The organism is Mesorhizobium sp. ESP6-5 (assembly GCF_020164695.1).
Taxonomy (GTDB): domain Bacteria; phylum Pseudomonadota; class Alphaproteobacteria; order Rhizobiales; family Rhizobiaceae; genus Mesorhizobium; species Mesorhizobium australicum.
The window spans coordinates 14,706-37,237 of the sequence record NZ_JAIUGR010000024.1 but is presented as its reverse complement, the minus strand read 5'-3'; the positions used below and the strand labels follow the sequence as shown (position 1 = coordinate 37,237).

The window sequence follows — 22,532 nt, the reverse complement described above, 5'->3', positions numbered from 1 at the left end:
CATGGCTCGTCTTGAAGGGAAAACCGCCGTCATCACCGGTGCCGCGGACGGCATCGGCCATGCGATTGCGCAGGCAATGGCACGCGAAGGGGCGCATGTCTTCCTGGGCGATATCGCCGACAAGGCGGGCGAGGATTTCGGGGCGGCCCTGCGCGCGGCCGGCCACCAGGCCGACTATGTGCACTGCGATGTCTCGCAGGAGGCGGATATTTCAGGCCTCATCGACAGCGCCGTGAACAAGACCGGGGGCCTCGACATCCTCGTCAACAACGCCGCCATCGCCATCGGTGGCATGCCGGTGCACGAGATGACCGACGAGCAATGGCATCGGCTGATCGCGGTCAACCTGACGAGTGTGTTTCGCGGCTGCAAATACGCGCTGCCGCACATGATCGCGCAGAAATCGGGCTCGATCATCAACATGGCCTCCGCGCAGGGGCACATCGGTCTCGACGGCTGGACCGCTTACGCCGGCGCCAAGGGCGCGGTGATGGCGATGACGCGCCAGATGGCGGTCGAGTTCGGGCCGGCGAACATCCGCGTCAATTCGATCTCGCCGGGCACCATCAACACACCGATGAACGACAAGCTGGTCAAGGAGATCGGCGGCAACCTCGCCAAGGCCTGGGTCAAGATGCATCCGCTCGGTCGCATCGGCGAGCCTTCAGAGGTGGCGGAGGCCGCGGTCTATCTCGCTTCCGATGCTGCCGGCTTCACCACCGGTACCGACCTGCGCGTCGACGGCGGCCTGACCGCTGCCCCGCGCTACGTTCCCGAACTGCTTTGAAACGCGAAACGAGACAGAAATGAACAAAGCCCTCGAAGGCGTCCGAATCCTCGATTTCAGCCATCTGCTGCAGGGGCCGTTCGCCACGCAGCTGCTCGGCGACATGGGCGCTGATGTCATTAAGATCGAGCGGGCCGGCGCCGGCGACATGTTCCGGGGCATGACCTTCTTCGCCAAATGGGTGGGCGGCTCCGAGAGCCCGAACTTCCTCGCCTGGAACCGCAACAAGCGTTCGATCGCGCTCAACCTGAAGAGCCGCAAGGTGCACGCCATCATCATGGAGATGGCCAAAAGCGCCGACGTTGTGGTGCAGAATTTCCGCCCCGGCGTGCTGGCCAAGCTCGGCTATGGCTATGAAGCCTTCAAGGCCGTCAATCCGCGCATCATCTACTGCTCCGGGTCTGGCTATGGCGAGGAAGGTCCCTATGTCGAGCGCCCCGGCCAAGACATGCTGATCCAGGGGCTCGCCGGGCTAATTGCCAACACCGGCCGCGGCGACCAGGCCCCGGTTCCGGCCGGCGCCGGCCTCGCCGACCAGATCGGCGCCATGAACATGGTCTACGGCATCCTCTCTGCGCTCTATTATCGCGAGAAGACTGGCAAGGGCCAGAAGATCGAAGTCAACCTTCTCGCCGGCCTGCTGGCGCATCTCAATCAGGAATACGTCGCCGTGCTCAACCTGGGCGAGGATTTCGTGCGGCCGAATTCCGGCATCGGCCATCCCGGCATGCAGGCGCCGTTCGGCATCTACGAGACCATGGACGGCGGCTACGTGTCGATCGCCATGAGCCCGTTCAAGACGCTCTACGAGGTGCTGGAAGCGCCTCAGCTTGCGGCCTACGACGATCTCAAGACGTTGTTCGACAGGCGTGACGAGGTGTTCGAGAAGGTCAATGCCGAGACGAAGAAATTCGGCACCGAGGACCTGCTGGCACGGCTGCTGGCAGCCGACATCTGGTGTGCGGAGGTGAAGGATATCCGCCGTGCGGCCGAAGATCCGCAGGTCACGCATATGGGCATGATCACCAGCTACGATCACCCGCGTGGCGGCAAGGTGCGGGTGGTCGCGCCCGCGGTCAAGATGAGCGAGACGCCCGCGACCATTGAGCGGCCGGCGCCGCTGGTCGGCCAGCACGGCCGAGAGATCCTGGCGGAGTTCGGCCTCTCGAAGGATGAGATCGCGGCGCTGGAGGCATCCGGCGACATGACCGTGGACGCGGCCTGACGATGGGCACTTATCAGACACTCTCGGTCGCAACCTCGGGCCGCGTCGCGATCGTCACTTTCCGCCGCGCCGATCAGCTCAACGCCATGAACAGGCTGATGCAAGGCGAGATCACCGAGACCTTCGAGGCGCTGTCGCGCGACGACGGCGTCGGTGCGATCGTGGTGACCGGTGAAGGGCGCGGCTTCATGGCCGGCGCCGACATCAAGGAATATGCTGCACAGACCAGCCCCGAGTTCGACCTGTTCCAGACGGCCGGGACGCGCATGTATGCGGCCATTGAGAACAACCGCAAACCGGTGATCGCGGCGGTCAATGGCTTTGCGCTGGGCGGCGGCATGGAACTGGTGCTGTGCTGCGATATCGTCATCGCCAACCAGTATGCGAAACTCGGCCTGCCGGAGATCAAGCTCGGGCTGATCCCCGGCGGCGGCGGCACGCAACGCAGCGTCGCGAAGCTCGGCCGCAACCGCGCCAATTTTCTGCTGATGACCGGCGCCATCGTGCCGGCCTCGGAATTCGTCAATGCCGGCCTGGTCAACGAGATTGTCGATGTCGACAGGCTGATGCCGCGCGCGTTGGAACTCGCAGAGGCGATCGCCGACGAGCCTGCTGCCGCGATCGAAGGGTTGAAGGTGCTGACGGCGCATGCCGTGTCGGGCGATCTGGCCGATGGCTTTGCCATGGAACGCGACAGGCTGGGTGACCTCTACCGCAGCGAGATCGGCCAGCGGCGCGTCAAGGAATTCGCCGGCAGGAGCACGGCGAAGGTGAAGAAGGCCGGGCCGTGAAGGGCAACGACGGTTATCGCAGACTGGACTGGGCGCATGGCGCGCTGACCGTCCAGCGGCTCGGCGCGATGCTTGCCCCCGTCACATTCTTGCTGGCCGATGGCCGGCAGGTGTCCCCCATGCACGTCGCCCCCTGGTCGAACGAGGCGGAGACTGAGGCGCTGCCTGGCATTCTGCGCAAGCTGCGCGGCGAATGGCCCTGCGTGCCCTTCGGATATTCGGTGCCTGCCGAGGGATGGCCCGAGAACTGGTCACGCGTGATGGGGCCGCCGGAGCCGGATGAGGAAGTCCATGGCCACAGCTCCAACCATGACTGGACCTGGCGCGATGCCGAAAGCGGGTCACTGTCGCTGATGCTGGCCTATCCCGGGGGAAGCCCGATCGAGCGGGTTGAACGGACGGTGCGGCCCGACCCGTCGGCGCCGGCCGTCGACATCGAATTCAAGATCTTAGTCCGCCACGCCTGTCGCTTGCCGATCGGCCTGCATCCGGTGTTCCGGCTGCCTACAGAGATCGGCGCCGCGGCACTGGAACTCGGCTGCTTCGATCACGGCCATACCTATCCGCATGATGTCGAGCCCGGTGCGGAGCTGTTTGCCCGGGACAGGTCCTTTACCGACCTGACCAGCGTGCCGGCGCGCGCCGGCGGCGTGGCTGACGCCTCACGCTTGCCCTTGGCGGTCGATACCGAGGAATTGCTGCAGATCGAGGGTCTCGACGCAACGGTGGCGCTCGTCAATCACACGGACGGCTATCGGGTAAGGCTCCGGTGGCAGCAGGAGCATTTTCCGAGCCTCCTACTCTGGTATTCCAATCGCGGCCGCAAGGCTGCACCCTGGAACGCACGCCATCTCGCTATTGGCATCGAGCCGATCTGCTCGCCCTTCGGGCTCGGCCCGGCGACCGCGAAGGCCGACAATCCCATCTCCAGATCCGGCATCGCGACGGCCCTGGAATTCTCGCCCGAAAAACCGTTCGTAACCCGTTATCGTATCGAGGCATCCGCGCTGTGACGAACCGTGCCGCAACGTCCCTGGTCAAGCCGAACCGGCCTCGCTTCACCGATGTGGCGGGACTGGCCGCGATGGTCAGCCAAGGTGACTCGCTGGGCGTTGGTGGCCATCATTTCGCGCGGCTGCCGATCGCATTGCTGCGTGCGATAGCCAGCTCCGGCATCAAGGACTTGCATTATGTTTGCTGGGCCGGCGGCTTGTCGCTCGAGCTGCTGCTCGAGGCGGGTGCGGTGGCGGAAATCGACCTCTGCTTTTCCAGCCTCGACATTTTTGGCCTGCCGCCGCGATTTCGCGCTGCTGCCGAGAGCGGTGCAATACCGGTCCGCGACTGGACCGCACTGGCCATGATCCAGGCCTTGCGGGCGGCGCAGCAGAATCTGCCGTCCATGCCGTTCCAGCTTCCGGATGGTTCCGACATGCTGGCGCGCGTTCCGGGCGCGAGCGCCGCATCCGATCCGATCGCCGGCAGAGCTGCGGGATACATCCCGCCATTGCGGCTTGATACGTTCATTGTCCATGCGCAGCGCGCCGATGAAAGCGGCAATGTCCAGATCATCGGGCCACGCGCATTGGACTTCGCCATGGTGGGTGCGGCGCGCAACGTGCTGGTCACGGTCGAGGAGATCGTACCGGTCGGGGCGCTTCGGCAGGACGGGCGCCAGAGCATCCTGACCCGCAACCAGATTTCGGCTATAGCGCCGGCGGCAGGCGGCGCCTACCCGGCCTCGTGCCTGCCATTCTACGTCACGGACTATCGGGCGTTGTCGGATGCATTCGCGGCCCGCGAGACGCCCTTGGCGGACAATCTGCGCACGCCGCCCGAAGGCGTGCCGGGCCCGCTTCAAGCAGCTGCGAAGGTCCGCGCTGAAACGGTCCTTGCGATGCCCGCCCTCGCACGCAGCGAGAAGGATATATCTGTCGAGGAGACCATTGCCGTCCGCATCGCGGCGGAACTCGACAATGAGAGCTTTGCCAGCGCCGGCGCGGTTTCGCCGCTCGCCAACGTCGCCTACCGGCTGGCCAAGGCAACGCATGCGCCCGACATGATCATCGCGACAATGAGCTGCGGCCATCTCGACATCGCGCCGAGCCCAATGATCCTGTCGCTGATCGAAAGTCTGGATTGCCAGACGGCGGTGGCGCACGCCGGCGGCGACGACACCTACTCGACCTACTATCAGGCCGGTGCGGTGACGCACGAGATTGTCGGCGCGGCCCAGGTCGACCGCCGCGGGCGCCTCAACACCGTCGCGCTGCGCAAGCCGAGCGGCGGCCTGCTCCGGTTGCCAGGACAGGGCGGCATGGCCGACGTCGCCAACATGCATCGCGACTATTTGCTCTATCTCCCACGTCATTCGGCCCAGTCACTGGTGGATGGGGTCGAGATCGCGAGCTCCGCCCGTGGGCTGCTGACGTCGGCCGAGCGCGAGCCGATGGGCTATCGCACCGGCAAGGCGCTGGTCTTCACCGACCTCTGCGTCTTCCGGCTCGACCAGATATCCAGGGAATTGATCGTCATCGAGCTCATGCCAGGCGTCACACAGCAGCAGGTTCGTGATGCCACCGGCTTTGCCGTGACTTTTGACCCCGATTGCGGAGAGGTCCCACTGCCTTCCGATGATACGCTCGCAATCCTGCGAAGCCGCATCGACCCGCTCGGTCTGGGTCGCCTGGAATTCGTCAGCGCCAAGGAGCGCGGCGCGCTGATCGCCGAGATTGTTGATGCCGACCACGTCATGGTCGAACGCTGCATCGCCGCTCAGAGATCACTCATCGAAAGCTGAGGACCCCATGGCAAAGCCGTTGCTCGATATGTCCGCCGCGCGTGTCTTCTTCGACGGCATCTTCACCAGCCCGCGCGTCGCGCATCCCGAAGGCGTGGCAATCAACCCGGATGGCTCGATCTGGTGCGGCACCGAGACCGGCGACCTCTTACGGTTGGCCCCCGATGGCGCTTCGGTCGAGCGCATGGGTGGCACGGATGGCTTTCTGCTCGGCATTGCCTTCGACAGCGCCGGCAACTGCTTTGTCTGCGATCTCAGGCACGCCGCGATTTTTCGCTGGGATGCCGCGACGGGCCACATCGAGCGCTTCGCGTCGTCCGGCATCCGCGTGCCGAATTATCCCATCGTGGACGAGGCGAGAGGCTGGCTTTACGTGTCGGATAGCGTTGGCGAAGACAATCGTTCCGGCATTTTTCGCTACGATCTCAAGACGGGCGAGGGTCGTTTGTGGTGCCAGGAGCCGATGTCCTTCGCCAATGGCATGGCCATGGCGCCAGAGGGAAGCGGGCTCTATGTGGTGGAAAGCGATGCGTCGCGCGTCAGCTACGTGCCAATCCTTGCCGACGGTGCGGCTGGTCCCCGCAAGGTCGTCATCGAAGGTGTGCACAACGTTCCGGATGGTCTAGCCTTCGCTCCGGATGGCTCACTGTTCATTTCGTGCTATGAGCCCAGCCGGATCTACTGCTGGCGCAAGGACCGGGGACTCGAGATACTGATCGAGGATTCCGCCGCGACGACGCTCGCGCACCCCACCAACATCGCATTTAAGGGTAACAAACTCTACACCGCCAATCTCGGCCGCTGGCACATTACTGAGATCGATTTGACCTTGGCCGGTCGATAAAAGGAGGCTCGAACGCATGCAGTCGCGATCTCACCAGGCAAGCCTAGGGAAATGTCGCCGACTATTAGCTACGCGGACATTCTGCTGAATTCGAGCTATGCCGTTGGCGAGGAATGGAACGGCCTGTTGCGATCTTGGATCACAGCCTTGTCGCTTTTCCAGCCGGATATTCTTATTGCAGACCACGCGCCAACTGCGCTGCTTGCCGCGAGAGTGCTGGGCATTCGAGCGATGCTCATCGGAACCGGGTTGAGATCCCTCCCACTGTAGATCCGTTACCAAGCTTGATGTCCTGGCGGCCCATCGATTCGATGGATCTGGAGAAAAGCTCCTTAGCTGTGCTCAAAACCATCAATCAGTGTCTGGAACAACGAAAGGCACCGCCGCTGCCTGATTTATCTGTCCTGTTTCAGGCAAACTAGCCCTCGTCACCAGTGCGGCGGAACTTGATCCCTATTGGCCCAGAGAGGGTGTCCAATACATCGGCTCTGTCGACACGCCGGTAGGCCGTAGAATCGAGAATTGGTCGGCAATGCGAGGAACCAAGGCTTTCGGCTATCTCCACAGTGACATCGATCAACTCACGTCCCCGCGACCAATAAAATCTATCTGAACCAGATTACCAAGAACCCCGGGATGTCCTTCAATTACCCATTCAACCTGATGGCCCTCATCGGGGTCGACATCAACGGTTTCGACCCGACCATCAAATCACTGGGTCGTTTCGCTCGCGGGCCTGCGTGGCGAAGCCGCACACAGGAATCTCATAGCAGCGCAGACCAGTCCTGCGCTGGGCGATCTGGCGATATGGACCACCGGTCTCATTGCAGGTTACCGAACGCTGGACGACCAGATCACACGGCTCCGGCGTATGGCTTAGTCGCTGGGCGACAATTGCCCTGCAAATCCGGACACAACAAAAGCAGGCCGAGCTCGACTACCTCGTGCTCTTGCGCGCCGCCTCCACGCTGGCCAAGAACTATGTCGGCTTGGCTTGTTGAGCGCAGCTACCCCTTGATGGCGGAGCCGACGATGGAATCGACGAAGAAGCGCTGCAGAAAGACGAACAGAATGAGCGGCGGCAGCACGGCGAGCGTCGCGCCAGCCATCACCAGCCCAGTGTTGACCGCGCCTCTGTTGTAGCTGAGTAGTCGGCTGAGGCTGATGACGATCGGGTAGGCGTCGGCATTGCCCTGCAGCACGGTCAGTGGCCACAGATAACTGTTCCAGTGATAGACGAAGGCGAACAAAGCGAGCGCAGCGATCGCCGGGGCGACACTGGGCGCGACGATCTTGTAGAGGATCAGCAGCTCCGAGGCGCCGTCCATGCGCGCGGCGTCGATCAACTCGTCGGGCACGCCTGATATGAACTGGCGCATCAGGAAGATGCCGAACGCATTGGCGAGGTTGGGCACGATGATGCCGGCCAGGCTGGCATTTAGGCCGATCGAGCCGACCAGGCGGTAGAGCGGGATCAACGTCACGATCGGCGGCAGGAACATGGTGGCGATCAGCACCGAAAACAAAAGCGAGCGGCCAGGGAAGTGGTATTTTGCGAAAGCATAGCCGGCCATCATGCTGGTGACGAGGATGCCGACGGTGGTGATCGAGGCGATGACCAGAGAGTTCCACATCGAGCGGCCGACATTGACCACGCCAGAGACCTTCTCATAGGCGTCCAGGCTCGGCGTATGGGGTATCCACACCGGTGGCACCTGCATGCTCTCGGCCGGCGTCTTTAGGCTCGACAACACCATCCACACCAGCGGGAAGGCCGACGCCACGGCGACCAGCAGCATCAGCGTCGCCAGCAGTGCGTTGCCGCCGGTCGGGCGCTTTCGCGACAATCGGCTCGATGATCCCGAAAACCCAATCGGGCTCATTCGTCGTCCTTCCGGTTGGCAAGAGCAAACAGCGCGCACACCACGACGATCAGCGACAGCATCAGCATGACGGCCATGGCCGAGCCCAGCCCTCCCTGCGCGCGCTCGATGCCGACGCGGCGGATGTGGTAGGTCAAGACATTTGTCGAGCCCACCGGCCCTCCTTGCGTGATCAGCGCCACAGGCTCGAACACTTGCACCGCATTGATGATGGCGATGACTGCGCTGAACAGAAGTGTGCGTCGCATCAGCGGCAGTGTGATGAAGCGAAACTGTTCGTACCGGTTGGCGCCGTCGAGCTTTGCCGCTTCGTAGAGGCTGCCGGGAATCTGCGTCAGCCCGGCAATGGCCAGCACGGTGAAATAGCCGACCTGTTGCCAGACGTTGAGGAAGACGATCGAGACCAGCGCCGAGCGTGGCGACGAAAGCCACGGCTGCGGGCCGATGCCGATCAGGCCGAGCATCTGGTTGAGCGGTCCTTCGCTCGGCGAATAGAGCTTCGACCAGACCAGCGCGACCGCGATCATCGGGACCATGTAGGTGGAAAACAGCACCGTCCGCAGCGCCGCGCCGCCGGGCACGTCATGCTGGTAGACCATCAGGCCGAAGGCCACCGACAGCGGTAGGATAAGGACGACGGAGAGAACGGTGTAGATCGAGGTGTTGACCAGCGCGCCCTTGAAATCGCGTCCGACCGAGGTCGGCCCGAATATCTCACGGAAATTGTCGAGGCCGATGAAGCTGGCGCTGGAAAACGGCGTCTGCGTCGACCAGTCCTGGCATGACAGCCAGGCGGTGAGCAGCATCGGCAACAGGATGAAGATGCCGATCAGCGTCACGGCGGGCGCCAGCATGATGCCCGCCGAGGCACGGTACCTCTGAATCATTATTTGGCGGCGCGCTCCAGGATAGAGGTGGCGTCGACCTGCGCCGTCGTCTGCGCATCCTTGGCCGAGACCTGGCCATACTGCAACGCCTCGAGTGTCTGCTGCAGGGATTCTGAGAATTCCTGGCCGCCCGGCACTACCGGGAAGGGTTTTGCGTCGGCGAGCACGTTGACATACCCGGAGAGGAACTCCGAGCCGAGCTTGTCCTTGTGCGCCTCGATGTCGGAGGTGCGCGAGGGCAGAATGCCCATGGACATCAAGATGCCGGACATCGCCGAGGCGCCGTCCTTGCCGGACTTCGGATTGTTCAACCAGGCGAGAAAGTCCCACGCCGCCTTCTGCTCGACAGCATCTGCATTGGCGTTGACAACGGTCATCCAGGAATAGGAGATCGAATGCGGCTTGTCGCCGCTCGGGCCCACGGGGATCGGCGCGGTGGCAATGTCAGCGAACTTGTCGCCCATGCCGGTCTTCAGCGCGCTCTCCCACCAATTGGCCATGATGATCATGCCGGTCTTGCCGGAGACGAAATTATCCAGGAAGGGGCCGGTGGTGTTGGCGTCGGCCGTGGCCATCGCCGGCACGCTGACGCCGGACTTGATCAAGTCCTCGTAGAGCTGAAAAGTCTCGGCGGCTTGCGGGCTGTCCAGCACCGGCTTCCCATCCTTGACCAGTTCGCCGCCATTGGAGACCAGCAGCGAGGCGAAGGGATGGACGACGCCGGCCGCCCAGGAATTGATCATGCCGAACCCTTGCTGGCCGGCATCCTTGTTGGTCAGCTTCTTGGCCGCATCCTTGAGCTGGTCCCATGTCTTGGGTGCTGCCGCGATGCCGGCCTGCTTAAACAGCGCCTTGTTGTAATTCAGCGCGTAGACGTCGATCTCGTTGGGGATGCCATAGAGCTTGCCGCCGACCGATGCCGCACTGGCAATGCCCGCCGGCCATGAGGCCTTAACCTCGCTGGCCACCGCATCGGGAGCAGGCGCGACAAGCTTGTCGCGCGCGAGTTCGGGCAGCCACAGATCGTAAATGCCGCCGATCGTTGGACCATCCGCGCCGCCGCCCTGCGAGCGCAGCGTGGTCAACAAATCGCCGAACGGAACGGCGCGCACGCTGACGTTGACGTCAGGATTTGCCTTCGCATAATCCTTGGCGGCTGCCTCCAGCAAGGCGACCGTCTCTGGCGACCAATGCGTTAGGTAGGAGATGTTGACCGACTGCGCCCAGGCAGTCGCGGACAGCATGGTCAGGCTCGCGACAAGTGCCAGTTTCGAAGTCCAGGCAAACGACATCCTCATCCTCCCTCAGGGCCCACCGATCACGATGACGTTATGACAAGTTAAGGTGACGGCGCAAGGGCTTGCTGGTGAAAAAGCGGCAAGCCGGATTGCCGCATTTTATTTGCGCTGCCTTTGGTGACGATATTTTCTTTTATAAACAATCCATACCGGTGTCGCGGATGAATCAGCTGCGCCATCCTCGTTTCAACGGCGCAACAGACCTCTTGCGAATGCCGCTATGTCATTATAATGACTTTCCCGAGCCAATGACTCTCTCGTGGCATCGAAACGCCGCGAGACGCCAAGGAATGAGAACAATGGGAGACTGGCAATGAGCATGCTTTCAATTCACCGACGCGCCGCGCTTGGACTGATCGGCGGCCTTGCCGCCGCCGGCGCCGGCATCTTCACGACCCTCCCGGCAAAGGCGGACAGCACGGTGACGCTGTGGAGCTGGCGCACCGAGGACGAGGCCGCGATGCGCCGCATCTTCGATGCCTTCGAGGCCAAGAACCCTGGCATCAAGGTCAACATCCAGTTCACGCCTGATGCCGACTACCAGAACCGGCTGAGCACGGCGCTGCGCGGCGGCCGCGGGCCTGACATCGCCCAGCTCAAGGCCTATGGCGAATTGCAGCCCTTCGTCGATGCCGGCTATCTCGATGTCCTTGACGACAACGTGCCCGAATTGAAGAACATGCCGGCCGCGGCCCTTGGCGGCGCCCGTGGCCGTACCGACGGCAAGTTCTACGGCGTACCCTATTCGGTGCCGATGATGGGCGTCTTCTACAATCAGGACATCTTTGCCGCCCAAGGGATCGAAATCCCCAAAACCTACAAGGATTTCACCGCCGCCTGCGAGAAGCTGAAGGCGGCCGGCATCACCCCAATCGCCACCGGCGGCGCCAACGGCTCCGCCTGGGAGCTGGAGATCGGCGTCGGTGTGGTCGGCCCGACCGTCTACGGCCCGGGCTTCTACGACGAGATGATGACCGGCAAGGCCACCTTCGAGGACCCGCGCTATGTCGCGGCGCTGAAGCGCTTCGCTGAGCTGAAACCCTATTTCCCCGATGGCTTCGCCGGCATCGACTACACCACTGCCACGCAGCAGTTCATCGGCGGCAAGGCGGCGATGTTCCTCGGCGGTTCGTTCGAGAACGGCAGCTTCAAGGCGCAGAATCCCAAGCTGAAATTCTCGATCTTCCCGTTCCCTGCCGACGATGCCGGGGCAAAACTCTACACCTCGGCTTTCTCCGACGGCTCCTATGGCCTTGTCTCCGAAAGCGCCAATAAGGATGCTGCTATCAAGGTCCTGGACTTCATGGCCTCGGCCGAATTCGCGCAGATGTTCGCCGATGAACTCGGCTGGCCGCCGGCCCGCACCGATGTAACCGTGAAGGACCCAGTGTTGGCCGAGATGATGGCGATGTCGAAGAACTCGACGCCCTACCTGACGCTGGTCGGTTTCCGCTGGCAGTCGCCGACGGCCTCTTCCGTCTTGCAGTCCGAGATCATCGACATGGTCGAAGGCAACATCACGCCGGAGAAGCTGGCGGCCGACATGCAGGCCGCCGTCGCCACCTGGTTCAAGCCGAAGCAGTAAGGAGCCGGGCCGGTCGCACAGCGGCCGGCCCCTACCGGACAGAACAACGTATGACCATCCTCCGCCGCAAAAGCAGCCTTGGCCGCACGCAAGAGCGCATGGCCGTGCTTTTCATCCTGCCGGCGCTGGCGGTCTATGCGCTGTTCGTCCTCTATCCCCTCGCAATGTCGCTGTGGGGCAGCTTCTTCCTCTGGAAGGGGCTGCGCACGGTCGAGTTCGCCGGCCTGTCCAATTTTTCGCGGCTGTTCGTTTTTCCAAGCGGCGCGCGGGTCTACGGGGCGCTGTGGCACAACACCGCCTGGTTCTTCGGCATCATGGTCTTCCAGAACGGCATCGGGCTCTTGTTCGCCTGGCTGCTGTTCCTGCGCGACAAGGGCGCCGCCTTCTTCCAGTCGGTCTTCTTCTTCCCGGCGGTGCTGAGCCCGGTCATCGTCGGCGCACTGTGGCGTCTGCTCCTCGCGCCGGGTGGCGTCGTCGAATGGGCGCTGAATGGGCTTGGTCTGCACCAGGGCAGCCTCACGGTACTCGGCAACAGCCACACGGCGCTCGGGATGCTGATCGCCGTCGACACCTGGAACTGGATGGGCCTGCCGGTGCTCATCTACACGGCCGGTCTCAGGCAGATTTCCAGCCAGATCTTCGAGGCGGCGAAGCTCGACGGCGCTAGCGATGCGCGCATGCTGTTCTCGATCGCGCTGCCGCTGCTGATGCCAGCGCTCGGCACGCTGACGACCTTGTCGTTCATCAACACCTTCAACCAGTTCGACATCGTCTATGTGATGCAGGGCGTGCAGGGCAATCCGAGCTATTCGACCGACACGCTGGTGACCTATTTCTACCGGCTGGCCTTCGGCGCGGAAGGCGCCGTCGGCATCACCGATATTGGCTTGGCACTGGCGCTGGGCACCATGCTGTTCCTGATCCTCAGCACCGGCACGCTGATGATGCTGCGCTTCTTTGACCGCCGCACGGTGCAGCTATGAGCGCGCTGGTCATTTCACGTCGGCCAGTCCTCTCGCGGCAGGTTGCGCGGTTGCCGGGCTGGACAGTGCTGGTCGTGTGGACGGCGGCCGTGTTGCTGCCGCTCTACATCCTCGTCGTCTCCTGCTTCAAGACCACGGCCGAGATCTACGACAATCGGCTCGGACTGCCGAAGAGCTGGGCCTTCGACAATTTCGTCAACGCCTGGACGCGGGCCAATCTCGGCCAGAATTTCGTCAACAGCCTGATCGTCACCGGCGGGGCGGTCATCCTCACCATCGTCGTCTCGGCGATGGCCGCCTATCCGCTCAGCCGCTACAAGCTCGGCTGGAACGCCATCATGCTCGGCCTGTTCCTGTCAGGCATCATGCTGCCGATCCGGCTCGCCTCCGTCGAGCTGTTCACGCTGATGCGCAATCTCGGTCTGCTCGATTCGCTCACCGGGCTGATCCTCGTCTATTCGGCGATCCGCATTCCCTTCGCCGTCTTCATCTTCGCCAATTTCATGCGCGTGCTGCCCTCTGAACTCGACGAGGCGGCCCGCATGGATGGCGCCGGCGAGGTCCGCATCCTGTTCCAGGTCATCCTGCCGATGGTGAAGCCCGCCGTTTCGATCGTCGCCATCTTCACCGCGATTGCCGTGTGGAACGACTTCTTCTTCCCGCTAATCTTCATCTTCGACGACCGCTACAAAACCGTGCCGCTGGCGATAAGCGTTTTCGTCGGCCAGTTCCGCACCGATTGGGGCCTGGTCTTCGCCTCGCTGGCGATCTCCATGGCCCCAATTTTGATCATGTATTGTCTGCTCGCCCGCCAGATTCGCGAAGGCGTCGGCGCCGGGGGAGGTATGAAATGATCGAGGACAGGATCTACGCCGCTAATTCCATGCTGGTCGTCGGCGCGCACGCCTTCGATGCCGAGGTGATTGCCGGTCCGCTGGCGGCGGCCGCCGTCAAGCGCGGTGCTTCGGTGACCTTTCTGCATCTGACCATGGGCGAACAGGGTCACCCTTGCCTCATCCCCGAGCACTATGGCGCTCAGAAGGAAGAGGAGGCGGGCAGGGCGGCGGCACGACTTGGGGTCAAGGTGCGCAGCCTTGGCCTTCGCGACGCCTTCCTGCCTTCAGACGACCAGACGGCGCTTGAGGTGTGCGACGTCATTCGCGAGCTGAAACCTGAGATCGTCATCACCCATTGGCACGGCAGCTGGCACAAGGATCATCGCGCCGCCGCGCATCTGACGCAAGCCGGCATCTTTTTCGCAGCGCTGCCGACTGTCGCGAGTGATCATGCGGCGCATACGCCGCAATTGCTCTTGTTCGGCGAGAACTGGGAGGACGATGACGGCTTCCGGCCCGAGCATCTGGTCGATGTTAGCGACGGCTTCGAGGCTTGGAGCGAGGCGGTCAAGGAGTACGAGCTGGCACGCGGCCTGAGCAGCTTTCCCTATGTCGACTATTACAGCGCGCTTTATCGGCTGCGCGGTTGTCTGCGTGGGACACGCCATGCGCAGGCGTTCGCGGCGGCATCGCATTCGTGGAAAGCCGGCAGCGGCCTGTTCGCGCCGCCAGCTGGCGGAGGGCGCGGCCGATGAGGCGCGTGCTGGCCATCGATCTCGGCGGCACCAATCTGCGGGCCGCCATCCATACCGGCGACATCAGCGCATTGAGGGTGCTTAGCCGTGAGCCGGCGCCGCCAAGTCTGGATGCCTTCGTTGCTCGCATCCACGCGTTGTGCGCCGACACCGGATCGGTCGAGGCGCTCGGCATTGCCGTGCCGGGCCTCGCCGAGGGCTCGGTTTGCCGCTGGATTCCGAACCTGCCCTTTCTCGACGGCGTCGACCTCCAGACCTTGTTCCCGAAGCTGCGCATTGGGCTTGGCAATGATGCGCAGATCGCGCTGCTGGCGGAAGCCGTAGAAGGCAGCGCCAAGGCCATGTCGGACGCGATCCTGCTGGCTATTGGTACCGGCATCGGTTCGGCGGTGCTTGCCAATGGCCGTATCGTTGCCGGCGCGCATGCCGGCGCCTGCTCGTTCGGTTGGGCCTGCGCTGACATCAAAGACCATGGCGGCGAGCGCAGTGGCTGGCTGGAGCGCGTCGCCTCCGGCCGCGCGCTCGACGCGCTTGCCGGCCAGATCGGGCTGGCCAACGGGCGCCAGCTGATTGCCGCTGCCCAGGCAGGCGAACTGGCGGCGCGGACCCTGCTTGAAGTGCCGGCGCGCCAGCTCGGCACCGCGCTTGCCGGTGCCGTGGCGCTGCTTGATCCGCAGGCGGTGCTGATATCGGGCGGACTGGCGGAAGCGCTCAACGTGATGCGGCCGCCGCTGCTCGCGTCCCTGCGTCGCCAGTTGCCGTCGCATCTGCGCGGCATCGCGATCGAGCCTGGCCAGTTCGGCTCGGATGCCGGCCTTGTCGGCGCGGCGCTCGCCGGCGGTTTGGGGGAAAGGTGGAGGCAGGTGCGATGAGCGAAGCGAGCTTTCAGCAACCGGATCGCAGAAAGCCGGAGCCGCTCTGGTACCAGGTCGAGGAAGCGATCCGCGCCATTGTCACGAGCGGCGAATGGGCGACGGGCGACCAGATCCCGGCCGAGGACAGGCTCTGCGCGCTGTTTGGCGTCAGCCGCATCACACTGCGCCACGCTCTGCGCAATCTGGAGGAAGGTGGGTTGCTGCGGCGCGAACACGGCCGCGGCACCTTCGTGCGATCCACCACGCTCGTTGCCGGCACGCGCGCGTTGACCAGTTTCACCCAGGAAATGGGCAATATGGGCGTGGTCGCCGGCTCGCGCCTGCTCGACTGCAGCCTGACGACGGCAAATGCCGCCGCTGCCGGTGCACTGGAGATCGAGGAGGGTGACCCCGTGGTGCGCATTCGCAGGCTTAGACTCGGCAACAGCGAACCGATCGGCGTCCAGACAGCGCAGCTGACGGCCGCGCGCGTGCCTGGCTTCCTCGATGCCGGCCTGCTGCAGGGATCGCTCTATGAGGCGCTGGAGCGCCATTACGGCATCGTGCCGGTGGCGGCACGCGAAATCTATCGCGTCGGGGCGGTAGGCGGGGGCGATGCCGAGTTGCTTGACCTGCTCGCCGGCAGCCCCGCTTTCGTCGTCGAGCGCATCACCTCGGATGAACGCGGCCCGTTCGAATTCACTGTCTCGATCATGCGGGGCGACCGCTACGAAATCCGCTCGACGTTGCGCGCCGGGCGTGTCCCGTCAACCTCAAGAAGCTGATCCATCACAAGCCGACACTTAAACAGGAGTACCCACGTGTCCGATCTCTACATTCATCGTCTCACCGCGCTCATCGACCAGGCGGCAAAAGCCAATGAGGAGGCCTTCGGCGAGGCCGCCAGCCGCTTCGCCGATTCGCTCCAAGGCGGCGGGCTGGTGCATCTCTATGGTTCTGGCCATTCGGTGCTACCGGTGCAAGAAGTGTTTCCGCGCTACGGAAGCTATGTCGGCTTCAACCCGCTGACCGACCCAAGGGTGATGTGGCACAATGTGCTCGGCGCCGGCGGCGTGCGCGAGCTGTTGTGGCTGGAGCGGACCGAGAAATACGCCGAGAAATTCCTCGACCACCAGCCGCTGAACAAGGGTGACTCGATCATCATCTTCGGCCACAGCGGCCGTAACTCGTCGGGCATCGATACCGCGCTTTACGCCAGGAAACGCGGCATCTTCGTCGTCGCGGTGACCAGCAAAAACAATCTCGACAAGCCGGCGACGCATTCGTCGGGCAAGCGGCTGGCCGATGTGGCTGACCTCGTCATCGACACCTGCTCCCCGATCGAGGATGCGATCGTGCCGGTCGAGGGCTGGAGCCGTCCGGTGTCGGGCTCGTCGACGGTGCTTGCCATGATCCTGGCGCATGAACTGATCGCCCGCACCGCCGAGCAACTCGCCAAGCGCGGCATCGAACTGCCGGTCTTCGCCTCGCCGACCATCGCTGGCGTGACGCTGCACGACACCGACGTCATTTACGGCGTCTACCGCGAGCGCATGCTGGAAGCGCAGAAGAAGCACCTGCCGACCTTCCAGGCGACGATGCGCGGCGAGTGATGTTTGGGATCGAGAGGCGCCACGTGCGCTTCTCGATCCTGATTGCTACCGTCCGAGCAGATTGCGCTCGACGGTTCTCAGATGCGCCAGCATGGCCTGGCTGGCGCATTCGGAATCGCACCGCAAAAGCGCATTCAGAACAATCTGATGTTCGTTGCAATAGATGCTGCGGCGCTCTTCGGGAAAAAGAGCATGACGATCAAGATCGAGCATTGCGAACATATCCCATCCCCGCAACCAATTGGGGCGGTTTTTTGGTAGTGGGTCAGTTTGAAATTTCGCCTTCAAATAGCCAGCCCTGAATGCCACAATTGATACCATGAACCCCAAAGTAGAAATCAAGGCTTGGATTGTCCCCGTTTGGACCGAGAATGAGCCTCCCATGGCCTTCTGCTGGATCGCTGGATACGGCGACCCCACCGAAGCACAAGAGGCAGTGAGACGAAAAATAGGGGAAGCCGATATCGGGAGCCCGTCCCCTGTGTCAAATCCCACCGCTGACAAGTTGGGGGTCCGGCCCGGCGAGGTTTGGTTACTATGACCGATAAGAAACTGACCCACTACCGGTTTTTTTTGGCCGTTGATGGAACAAGGATCGGGAGCATCCGTTCGGGTCGGCTCCTAGGTCTCCGAAAGGCTCTGCCATGACCACACATCGCATCTTCGCTGTCGTAGCATTCGCTGCCGGCATCACTGCCAGCACCCAGGCACTCGCCAACAGCGATTCAGATTTTCTGACCGATGCCATCAAAGGCGACAATTCCGAAGTCGCTCTTGGCACCCTTGCCACGCAAAAAGGCGACAGCAAAGGCGTCAAGGCGTTCGGCCAAACGCTCGTAAAAGACCATGGCAAGGCCAAGAAGCAGGCACTGGCTGTCGGCAAGAAAATGGGTGTTGCCGACACCGACGATCTCACCGACGAAGCAACTGCCGAGATGACGAAACTGAACGGACTTTCGGGGACGGCTTTCGATCAGGAGTTTGCCACCTACATGGTGTCCGACCACCAGAAGGATATCGCCGAGTTCCAGGATGAGGCGAAGACCGGCAGCAGCAAGGTCGCTAAGCTCGCCAAGAAGACCTTGCCGACACTTGAGAAGCACCTGAAAATGGCGCGGTCACTGGCCAAACCATGACGAGCGAGTCCGGCGTCAAAAGTCGAACGATCGAGCTGGAATACTACGACCGGCCTACACTCTGGTTTCATTGGCTGACGGTGGTTTTCGTCGTCCTGTTGTTCGGTACTTCGCTGGTATGGAACTACGTCACGCCGCATGACCGATCCTGGCGCCCTCTCTTGGAGGGCACGCATGTCTCACTGGGAATCCTGTTCGCCGTCCTAATTCTTGCCCGGATCACATGGCGGCTGACAGGCGGCCGGCAATTGACGCCGGAGGTCGGGCTTTCGGGAACGCTCTCCCGGCTCATGTACATCGTCCTGTACGTGTTCCTTGCCGCAGAGAGCGGGCTGGGCTTCGTATTGCGATGGGCCCAGGGAGAGGAGTTTACGTTCTTCGGACTATTCACGATTCCTGCCTTGATGGCGCAGAATCGAGACCTCGCCCACACTTTCGAAGAGCTTCACAACTATGTCGGATGGGCGATTGTGATCTTGGCGGCAGGGCACGCCATTGCGGCGCTCATTCACCATCACGTTTTGCGGGATAAGGTTTTTGGCAGAATGTGGGTTCGTCGTCAGCAGACGACTAAGGGCAGGTAGCTACCGTCCGCAGGTCACTCATGCCGGAGACCGTTTCGGAGCCACATTTTGATCGGATGTTGCCGCACTTCGCTGGATGTCATCGGCCAGTGCGGACAACCCAGATCGGGCTGTCGTCCTTGCTACACAATTCGAGGCTTCGCCTTGGCGCAGCGGCACCAGGGTCTCGGCGTCAAAATTCGAATCCACGATGTGGCCGCCGAGTATGCAGGTTCGAAGCGCAGCGGCACCAGGGCCGGAGCATCGATCTGCAGCACACGGGTACGTCCGCCTAACCCTCTAGGCAGCCTCAAGGAAGATCCAGCATGCGGCAGTCCAGCTGTCGCTCGTCGCCGATTTCAAGGTCGGATGAGCCGCCGACGCGGCGGTTTTGGGCGGAAATGCAGCGGGAAGCACCCATCCAACGCCGTCGCCGATGTTGGCACTGCCGGAGACGTTGATGGTGACCTGTTCCCCGTCAGGCGTCAGTTCGGCCACGCTGAGCCGAGGATGATCGAGCAGAAATTCTGGCGGACGTAGCCCATGTCCTTCAGCGCTAGCACGTCCGCCTTCACATTCCCGAACGTGGTGTGCGGCTTGTTGATGATGCCGTTGGCGAAGTGATCTATGATGTTTTCCTTGAAGTTTGTCTCGCGAGGATGGTGCTCGCAGACATGGTCGCGCTGTTCATGCATGAAGTCGTGATAGGCGATGCCGAGCACATCCATTTCCACACCGGCGGTCACCAGCGCGATGGTGGGGGGCATATGCTCGGGGATGCCGGGCGTCGTGTGAAGCGCGATCGCAGTCCAGACGTCCTCGACGTCACGCTCAGGCACGCCGTAGCTCTTCATGAAGTCGCGTGCGGCATTGGCGCCGTCCACCTCGAAGCGCAGGTCGGCGCTCGCATACTTCTCGATCAGCCCCATATCGTGGAACATGGAGCCAAGGTAAAGCAGCTCCGGATCATAGTTCAGGCCGCGGCGCTCGCCAGTGAGCGCGCCCCAGAAGAAGACGCGGCGACTATGGTTGTAGAGTAGGTCGTCTTCGATATCGCGCACTAATTGCGTGGCGGCCCGCGCGATAGCGCTGTCAGGCAGACGGATACCGGCGATGATCTCAGTCACGAACGCTCTCCTTGGTTGGGTAACTGGCAGGCGGGGCTTGGGCGGTATTACGCAACTGAGCGCTTCCTCGGACAACGAACAATATCCCACGGATCAGGACAGCCGTGCGTCGTTTCCTGACAAATGCCCGTCTAACCCCAGGGCAGCGATTTCTCGTCAGATGCTGCAGGGGTCTAATCAGACCGCCGGAAGCTGGCGCGATATTGGATAGGGGTGACCCCAAGACGAGTGGTGAAGACGATCCTCATCCGGTCCGCCGACCCGAAGCCGCTTTCGAAAGCGACCGCCTTCAGCGGCCGGTCGCTTCCTTCCAGCATCATGCGCGCCGCGTCGACGCGGGCGCGCTCGATGAACTCGTGCGGTGTGATTCCGGCTGACTGCACGAAATGTCGGGCCAAGTTTCGGGGGCTCATGCCGACGGCAGCGGCAAGCGACTCCAGCGTGTGACGATCCCTGATGTTTGCCATGACATGGTCCTGGACGCGCGCGATCGGCGCCCCCGCATCGGCGGGTGCCGTGAGATAGGGACTGAATTGCGACTGTCCGCCTTGACGCTGGGCAACCACAATCAGCCGCTTGGCAACCTTAAGCGCGGTTTCAGCGCCGTGCCGCTGCCCGACTAACGCTAAGCCCAAATCGATCCCCGCAGTTACACCAGCCGCGGTGATCAGCCGTCCATCGCGGACATAGATCAAATCCGTCTCGACTTTTGCTTTCGGGAACCTGGCTGCCAGCTCTTGAGCATCCTGCCAATGGGTTGTGACACGCCGATCATCCAACAGGCCCGCATAGCCAAGGACAAAAGCCCCGGTGCAGATCGATCCATAAACACTCGAGCGCCAGGGCAACTCTTTGACCCACCGAACCAAGCACGGTTCTGGCACGGTCTCGGGCGGCGTCGGAGCGCCCGCCACCAGAATGATGTCGAAGCCTCCCGCCGCCTCATCGAAGGTTCGGTCCGCCATTATTTGCATGCCGTTCGACGCGCGCAGCGGGTTGCGGTGCGCAGCGACCAATACTGTTTCGTAGCGGTCGGCACTGTCGACGAACGTGTTCGCCTCGCTGAACACATCCATCGGTCCCGCCACGTCCAGGGCCTGGACCCCCTCATAGACGACGATCGCTACCGCCTGTACCGGCACCTCTCTCGGCCTCTCCAGTCTAGTGCCATATTATGTAGGTAGTCCGGACACTGAGAAAGGCCTAGCACGGTCGAAAGCAACAGAACATCCGAGACTGATCAACTCAATTACTGATCGAGTTTTGCTCTCCCACCCGTCAACCGAGCGGCCCCTTGCAACTTCCAAAAAATTGTCATGGCGACCGGCGAGTATGTCGCATCATCATTGCGATCCCGGCGCCTTGTCCGGTGTCGTCAATGGATCGTCCTTGGAATTGACAACGAAGAATGCCAGCAAGCTGGCCGGGTCCCTGTCGCTCGCATTCTCGCTGATCCGATGATGCGAGCCGGGCATTTCGTAGAAGCCTTCGCCCGCTCGATAGACCTTTGCGGGTTCATGGCCGACTTGGCTGCGGATCGCCCCGGATAGCACATAGGCGTAGATAAATGCTGACCCCGCATGGTGGTGAGCCAGCGATTTTGCCCCCGGAGCATAACTTACCTTCACCGCAACAATTCTCTTTGCTTCGACATTTGGGAGTGGGTGCTGGAAGACGACGCTAACTTGCTCCCGGTCCTGTGCAGGGGCGGACGAAGTTCCCAGAGCTATTGCTGCCGCAACCAGCGTAACGGAGGCCGCTCGCACTGCCCCCCTTGCTACCTCCACCTCCACACCCGAACGATCTGACAGCGCCCTAGTGCTGAACCTCTTGATCGACATCGTCATCCCTCATTTGTTGAGTGTTGGACTACGGTATCCGGAAACGGAGATGCAGCGATCATGTCGCACGCGTTGGGGCTCTTGAATCCCGGCATGAAACGCTCGCAGAAGGCGGCATTGACGGTTCCGTAGGTAGTTGCGGGCTTGTGTGCGAAGCCCGCAAAATACTCCTGAATAAAGCCTTCTTTGAAATTTATACGTGGGTACTTGGCGACGATTTCCCCGCGCAGTTCGGCAGGAAATTGATCGAACCCCACTCCCAGCACATCGAGAAGAACTCCTGAATTGAGGAGCGCCACTTCGGAGCGCATATATTTCGGGATACCAGGAGTAGTATGCAGCGCAATGGCTTCCCAAACAGTCTGCACGTGATTTTCGGCGATGTTGTGGGCGCTGAGGAACTCTCGCGCGGCGTTGGCGCCATCGACCTCGAAGCGTTCGTTCGGGCTCGAGAACTTGCTGACCAGGCCGAGATCGTGAAAAGCAGCGGCCACGTAGAGGAGTTCAGGATCGAAACGCAGTTTCCTCTGGCGGCCCTGCTCAGCCGCAAACAGATACACACGCATCGAGTGATTGAAGAGCAAATCGGTGGAGTGCTCGCGCAGGATGTCTGTCGCCTCTCTCGCGAGCAGAGAATCGGGAATGATGTTGGTGGTCATTGTTGGCCCTTTCAAAAGCAACCTGGCGCTCGGCCGCGAACATCTGGATCGCGAGCGCAATGCGGAGG

The 22,532-nt window shown here is 62.3% G+C and carries 24 protein-coding genes; 15 read left to right on the top strand and 9 right to left on the bottom strand.

Going from position 1 to position 22,532, the window contains the following annotated elements; translation table 11 throughout:
• Position 1: 1 nt before the first annotated feature.
• The 6 genes from LB524_RS28280 to LB524_RS28255 are packed head-to-tail and all read left to right on the top strand — an operon-like array spanning position 2 to position 6,444.
• On the top strand, positions 2 to 787 hold the full coding sequence (locus LB524_RS28280; RefSeq protein WP_224531652.1) for an SDR family NAD(P)-dependent oxidoreductase: 786 nt from the start codon (positions 2 to 4) through the stop codon (positions 785 to 787).
• A gap of 19 nt (positions 788 to 806) precedes the next feature.
• On the top strand, positions 807 to 2,012 hold the full coding sequence (locus tag LB524_RS28275) for a CaiB/BaiF CoA transferase family protein (RefSeq protein WP_140793803.1): 1,206 nt from the start codon (positions 807 to 809) through the stop codon (positions 2,010 to 2,012).
• 2 nt (positions 2,013 to 2,014) lie between these two features.
• Positions 2,015 to 2,803, top strand: coding sequence for an enoyl-CoA hydratase/isomerase family protein (locus LB524_RS28270; protein ID WP_140793801.1), 789 nt, complete (start codon positions 2,015 to 2,017; stop codon positions 2,801 to 2,803).
• A complete protein-coding gene (locus LB524_RS28265) occupies positions 2,800 to 3,816 on the top strand; it encodes a hypothetical protein (protein WP_140793799.1) in 1,017 nt (338 codons plus the stop codon). The genes LB524_RS28270 and LB524_RS28265 overlap by 4 nt, the downstream gene beginning before the upstream one ends.
• Positions 3,813 to 5,600, top strand: coding sequence for a CoA-transferase (locus LB524_RS28260; protein ID WP_224531650.1), 1,788 nt, complete (start codon positions 3,813 to 3,815; stop codon positions 5,598 to 5,600). Before LB524_RS28265 ends, LB524_RS28260 begins: the two co-directional genes overlap by 4 nt.
• Positions 5,601 to 5,607: 7 nt before the next feature.
• A complete protein-coding gene (locus tag LB524_RS28255) occupies positions 5,608 to 6,444 on the top strand; it encodes an SMP-30/gluconolactonase/LRE family protein (RefSeq protein ID WP_140793795.1) in 837 nt (278 codons plus the stop codon).
• Positions 6,445 to 7,451: 1,007 nt separating this feature from the next.
• Here the strand turns inward: LB524_RS28255 and LB524_RS28250 are convergent.
• The 3 genes from LB524_RS28250 to LB524_RS28240 are packed head-to-tail and all read right to left on the bottom strand — an operon-like array spanning position 7,452 to position 10,506.
• Positions 7,452 to 8,327, bottom strand: a complete 876-nt coding sequence (locus LB524_RS28250; RefSeq protein ID WP_015316337.1) for a carbohydrate ABC transporter permease — start codon at positions 8,325 to 8,327, stop codon at positions 7,452 to 7,454.
• Positions 8,324 to 9,214: a carbohydrate ABC transporter permease gene (locus LB524_RS28245; RefSeq protein ID WP_224531648.1), complete on the bottom strand. Its 891-nt coding sequence runs from the start codon at positions 9,212 to 9,214 to the stop codon at positions 8,324 to 8,326. Before LB524_RS28245 ends, LB524_RS28250 begins: the two co-directional genes overlap by 4 nt.
• The gene (locus LB524_RS28240) at positions 9,214 to 10,506 is read right to left on the bottom strand and encodes an ABC transporter substrate-binding protein (RefSeq protein WP_140793578.1); all 1,293 of its coding nucleotides are present in this window, start codon (positions 10,504 to 10,506) and stop codon (positions 9,214 to 9,216) included. The genes LB524_RS28245 and LB524_RS28240 overlap by 1 nt, the downstream gene beginning before the upstream one ends.
• Before the next feature lie 319 nt (positions 10,507 to 10,825).
• On the opposite strand from LB524_RS28240, the gene LB524_RS28235 reads away from it, so the two are divergent.
• From LB524_RS28235 to LB524_RS28205, 7 genes are read left to right on the top strand one after another with little or no spacing between them, the layout of a single operon-like run.
• On the top strand, positions 10,826 to 12,097 hold the full coding sequence (locus LB524_RS28235) for an extracellular solute-binding protein (RefSeq protein ID WP_140793576.1): 1,272 nt from the start codon (positions 10,826 to 10,828) through the stop codon (positions 12,095 to 12,097).
• A gap of 50 nt (positions 12,098 to 12,147) precedes the next feature.
• Positions 12,148 to 13,080: a carbohydrate ABC transporter permease gene (locus LB524_RS28230; protein ID WP_140793573.1), complete on the top strand. Its 933-nt coding sequence runs from the start codon at positions 12,148 to 12,150 to the stop codon at positions 13,078 to 13,080.
• A gap of 50 nt (positions 13,081 to 13,130) precedes the next feature.
• The gene (locus LB524_RS28225) at positions 13,131 to 13,934 is read left to right on the top strand and encodes a carbohydrate ABC transporter permease (protein ID WP_224531645.1); all 804 of its coding nucleotides are present in this window, start codon (positions 13,131 to 13,133) and stop codon (positions 13,932 to 13,934) included.
• Complete coding sequence (locus LB524_RS28220; protein WP_140793569.1) at positions 13,931 to 14,671, top strand: PIG-L deacetylase family protein; 741 nt, start codon at positions 13,931 to 13,933, stop codon at positions 14,669 to 14,671. Before LB524_RS28225 ends, LB524_RS28220 begins: the two co-directional genes overlap by 4 nt.
• The gene (locus LB524_RS28215; protein ID WP_015316344.1) at positions 14,668 to 15,543 is read left to right on the top strand and encodes an ROK family protein; all 876 of its coding nucleotides are present in this window, start codon (positions 14,668 to 14,670) and stop codon (positions 15,541 to 15,543) included. The genes LB524_RS28220 and LB524_RS28215 overlap by 4 nt, the downstream gene beginning before the upstream one ends.
• Positions 15,540 to 16,310: a GntR family transcriptional regulator gene (locus LB524_RS28210; protein WP_140793564.1), complete on the top strand. Its 771-nt coding sequence runs from the start codon at positions 15,540 to 15,542 to the stop codon at positions 16,308 to 16,310. The genes LB524_RS28215 and LB524_RS28210 overlap by 4 nt, the downstream gene beginning before the upstream one ends.
• A gap of 36 nt (positions 16,311 to 16,346) precedes the next feature.
• Entirely contained in the window at positions 16,347 to 17,138 is a 792-nt protein-coding gene (locus LB524_RS28205) for a sugar isomerase domain-containing protein (protein ID WP_140793562.1), read from the top strand.
• Positions 17,139 to 17,183: 45 nt separating this feature from the next.
• On the opposite strand, the gene LB524_RS28200 is transcribed toward LB524_RS28205, so the two are convergent.
• Complete coding sequence (locus tag LB524_RS28200; RefSeq protein WP_224531643.1) at positions 17,184 to 17,522, bottom strand: hypothetical protein; 339 nt, start codon at positions 17,520 to 17,522, stop codon at positions 17,184 to 17,186.
• Positions 17,523 to 17,782: 260 nt separating this feature from the next.
• Between LB524_RS28200 and LB524_RS28195 the strand changes: the two genes are divergently transcribed.
• Positions 17,783 to 18,274, top strand: a complete 492-nt coding sequence (locus LB524_RS28195) for a DUF4142 domain-containing protein (RefSeq protein ID WP_140793560.1) — start codon at positions 17,783 to 17,785, stop codon at positions 18,272 to 18,274.
• On the top strand, positions 18,271 to 18,858 hold the full coding sequence (locus tag LB524_RS28190) for a cytochrome b (RefSeq protein ID WP_140793558.1): 588 nt from the start codon (positions 18,271 to 18,273) through the stop codon (positions 18,856 to 18,858). The genes LB524_RS28195 and LB524_RS28190 overlap by 4 nt, the downstream gene beginning before the upstream one ends.
• 279 nt (positions 18,859 to 19,137) lie before the next feature.
• Here the strand turns inward: LB524_RS28190 and LB524_RS28185 are convergent, their stop codons facing one another.
• The 5 genes from LB524_RS28185 to LB524_RS28165 form a co-directional block, all read right to left on the bottom strand.
• On the bottom strand, positions 19,138 to 19,335 hold the full coding sequence (locus LB524_RS28185; protein ID WP_140793556.1) for a hypothetical protein: 198 nt from the start codon (positions 19,333 to 19,335) through the stop codon (positions 19,138 to 19,140).
• Positions 19,323 to 19,964, bottom strand: a complete 642-nt coding sequence (locus LB524_RS28180) for an HD domain-containing protein (protein WP_140793554.1) — start codon at positions 19,962 to 19,964, stop codon at positions 19,323 to 19,325. Before LB524_RS28180 ends, LB524_RS28185 begins: the two co-directional genes overlap by 13 nt.
• Positions 19,965 to 20,137: 173 nt before the next feature.
• Complete coding sequence (locus LB524_RS28175) at positions 20,138 to 21,106, bottom strand: GlxA family transcriptional regulator (RefSeq protein ID WP_224531640.1); 969 nt, start codon at positions 21,104 to 21,106, stop codon at positions 20,138 to 20,140.
• Between the two features lie 201 nt (positions 21,107 to 21,307).
• The gene (locus LB524_RS28170; RefSeq protein ID WP_140793582.1) at positions 21,308 to 21,730 is read right to left on the bottom strand and encodes a cupin domain-containing protein; all 423 of its coding nucleotides are present in this window, start codon (positions 21,728 to 21,730) and stop codon (positions 21,308 to 21,310) included.
• A gap of 77 nt (positions 21,731 to 21,807) precedes the next feature.
• Positions 21,808 to 22,464, bottom strand: coding sequence for an HD domain-containing protein (locus LB524_RS28165; protein WP_140793550.1), 657 nt, complete (start codon positions 22,462 to 22,464; stop codon positions 21,808 to 21,810).
• Between the last annotated feature and the right edge of the window lie 68 nt (positions 22,465 to 22,532).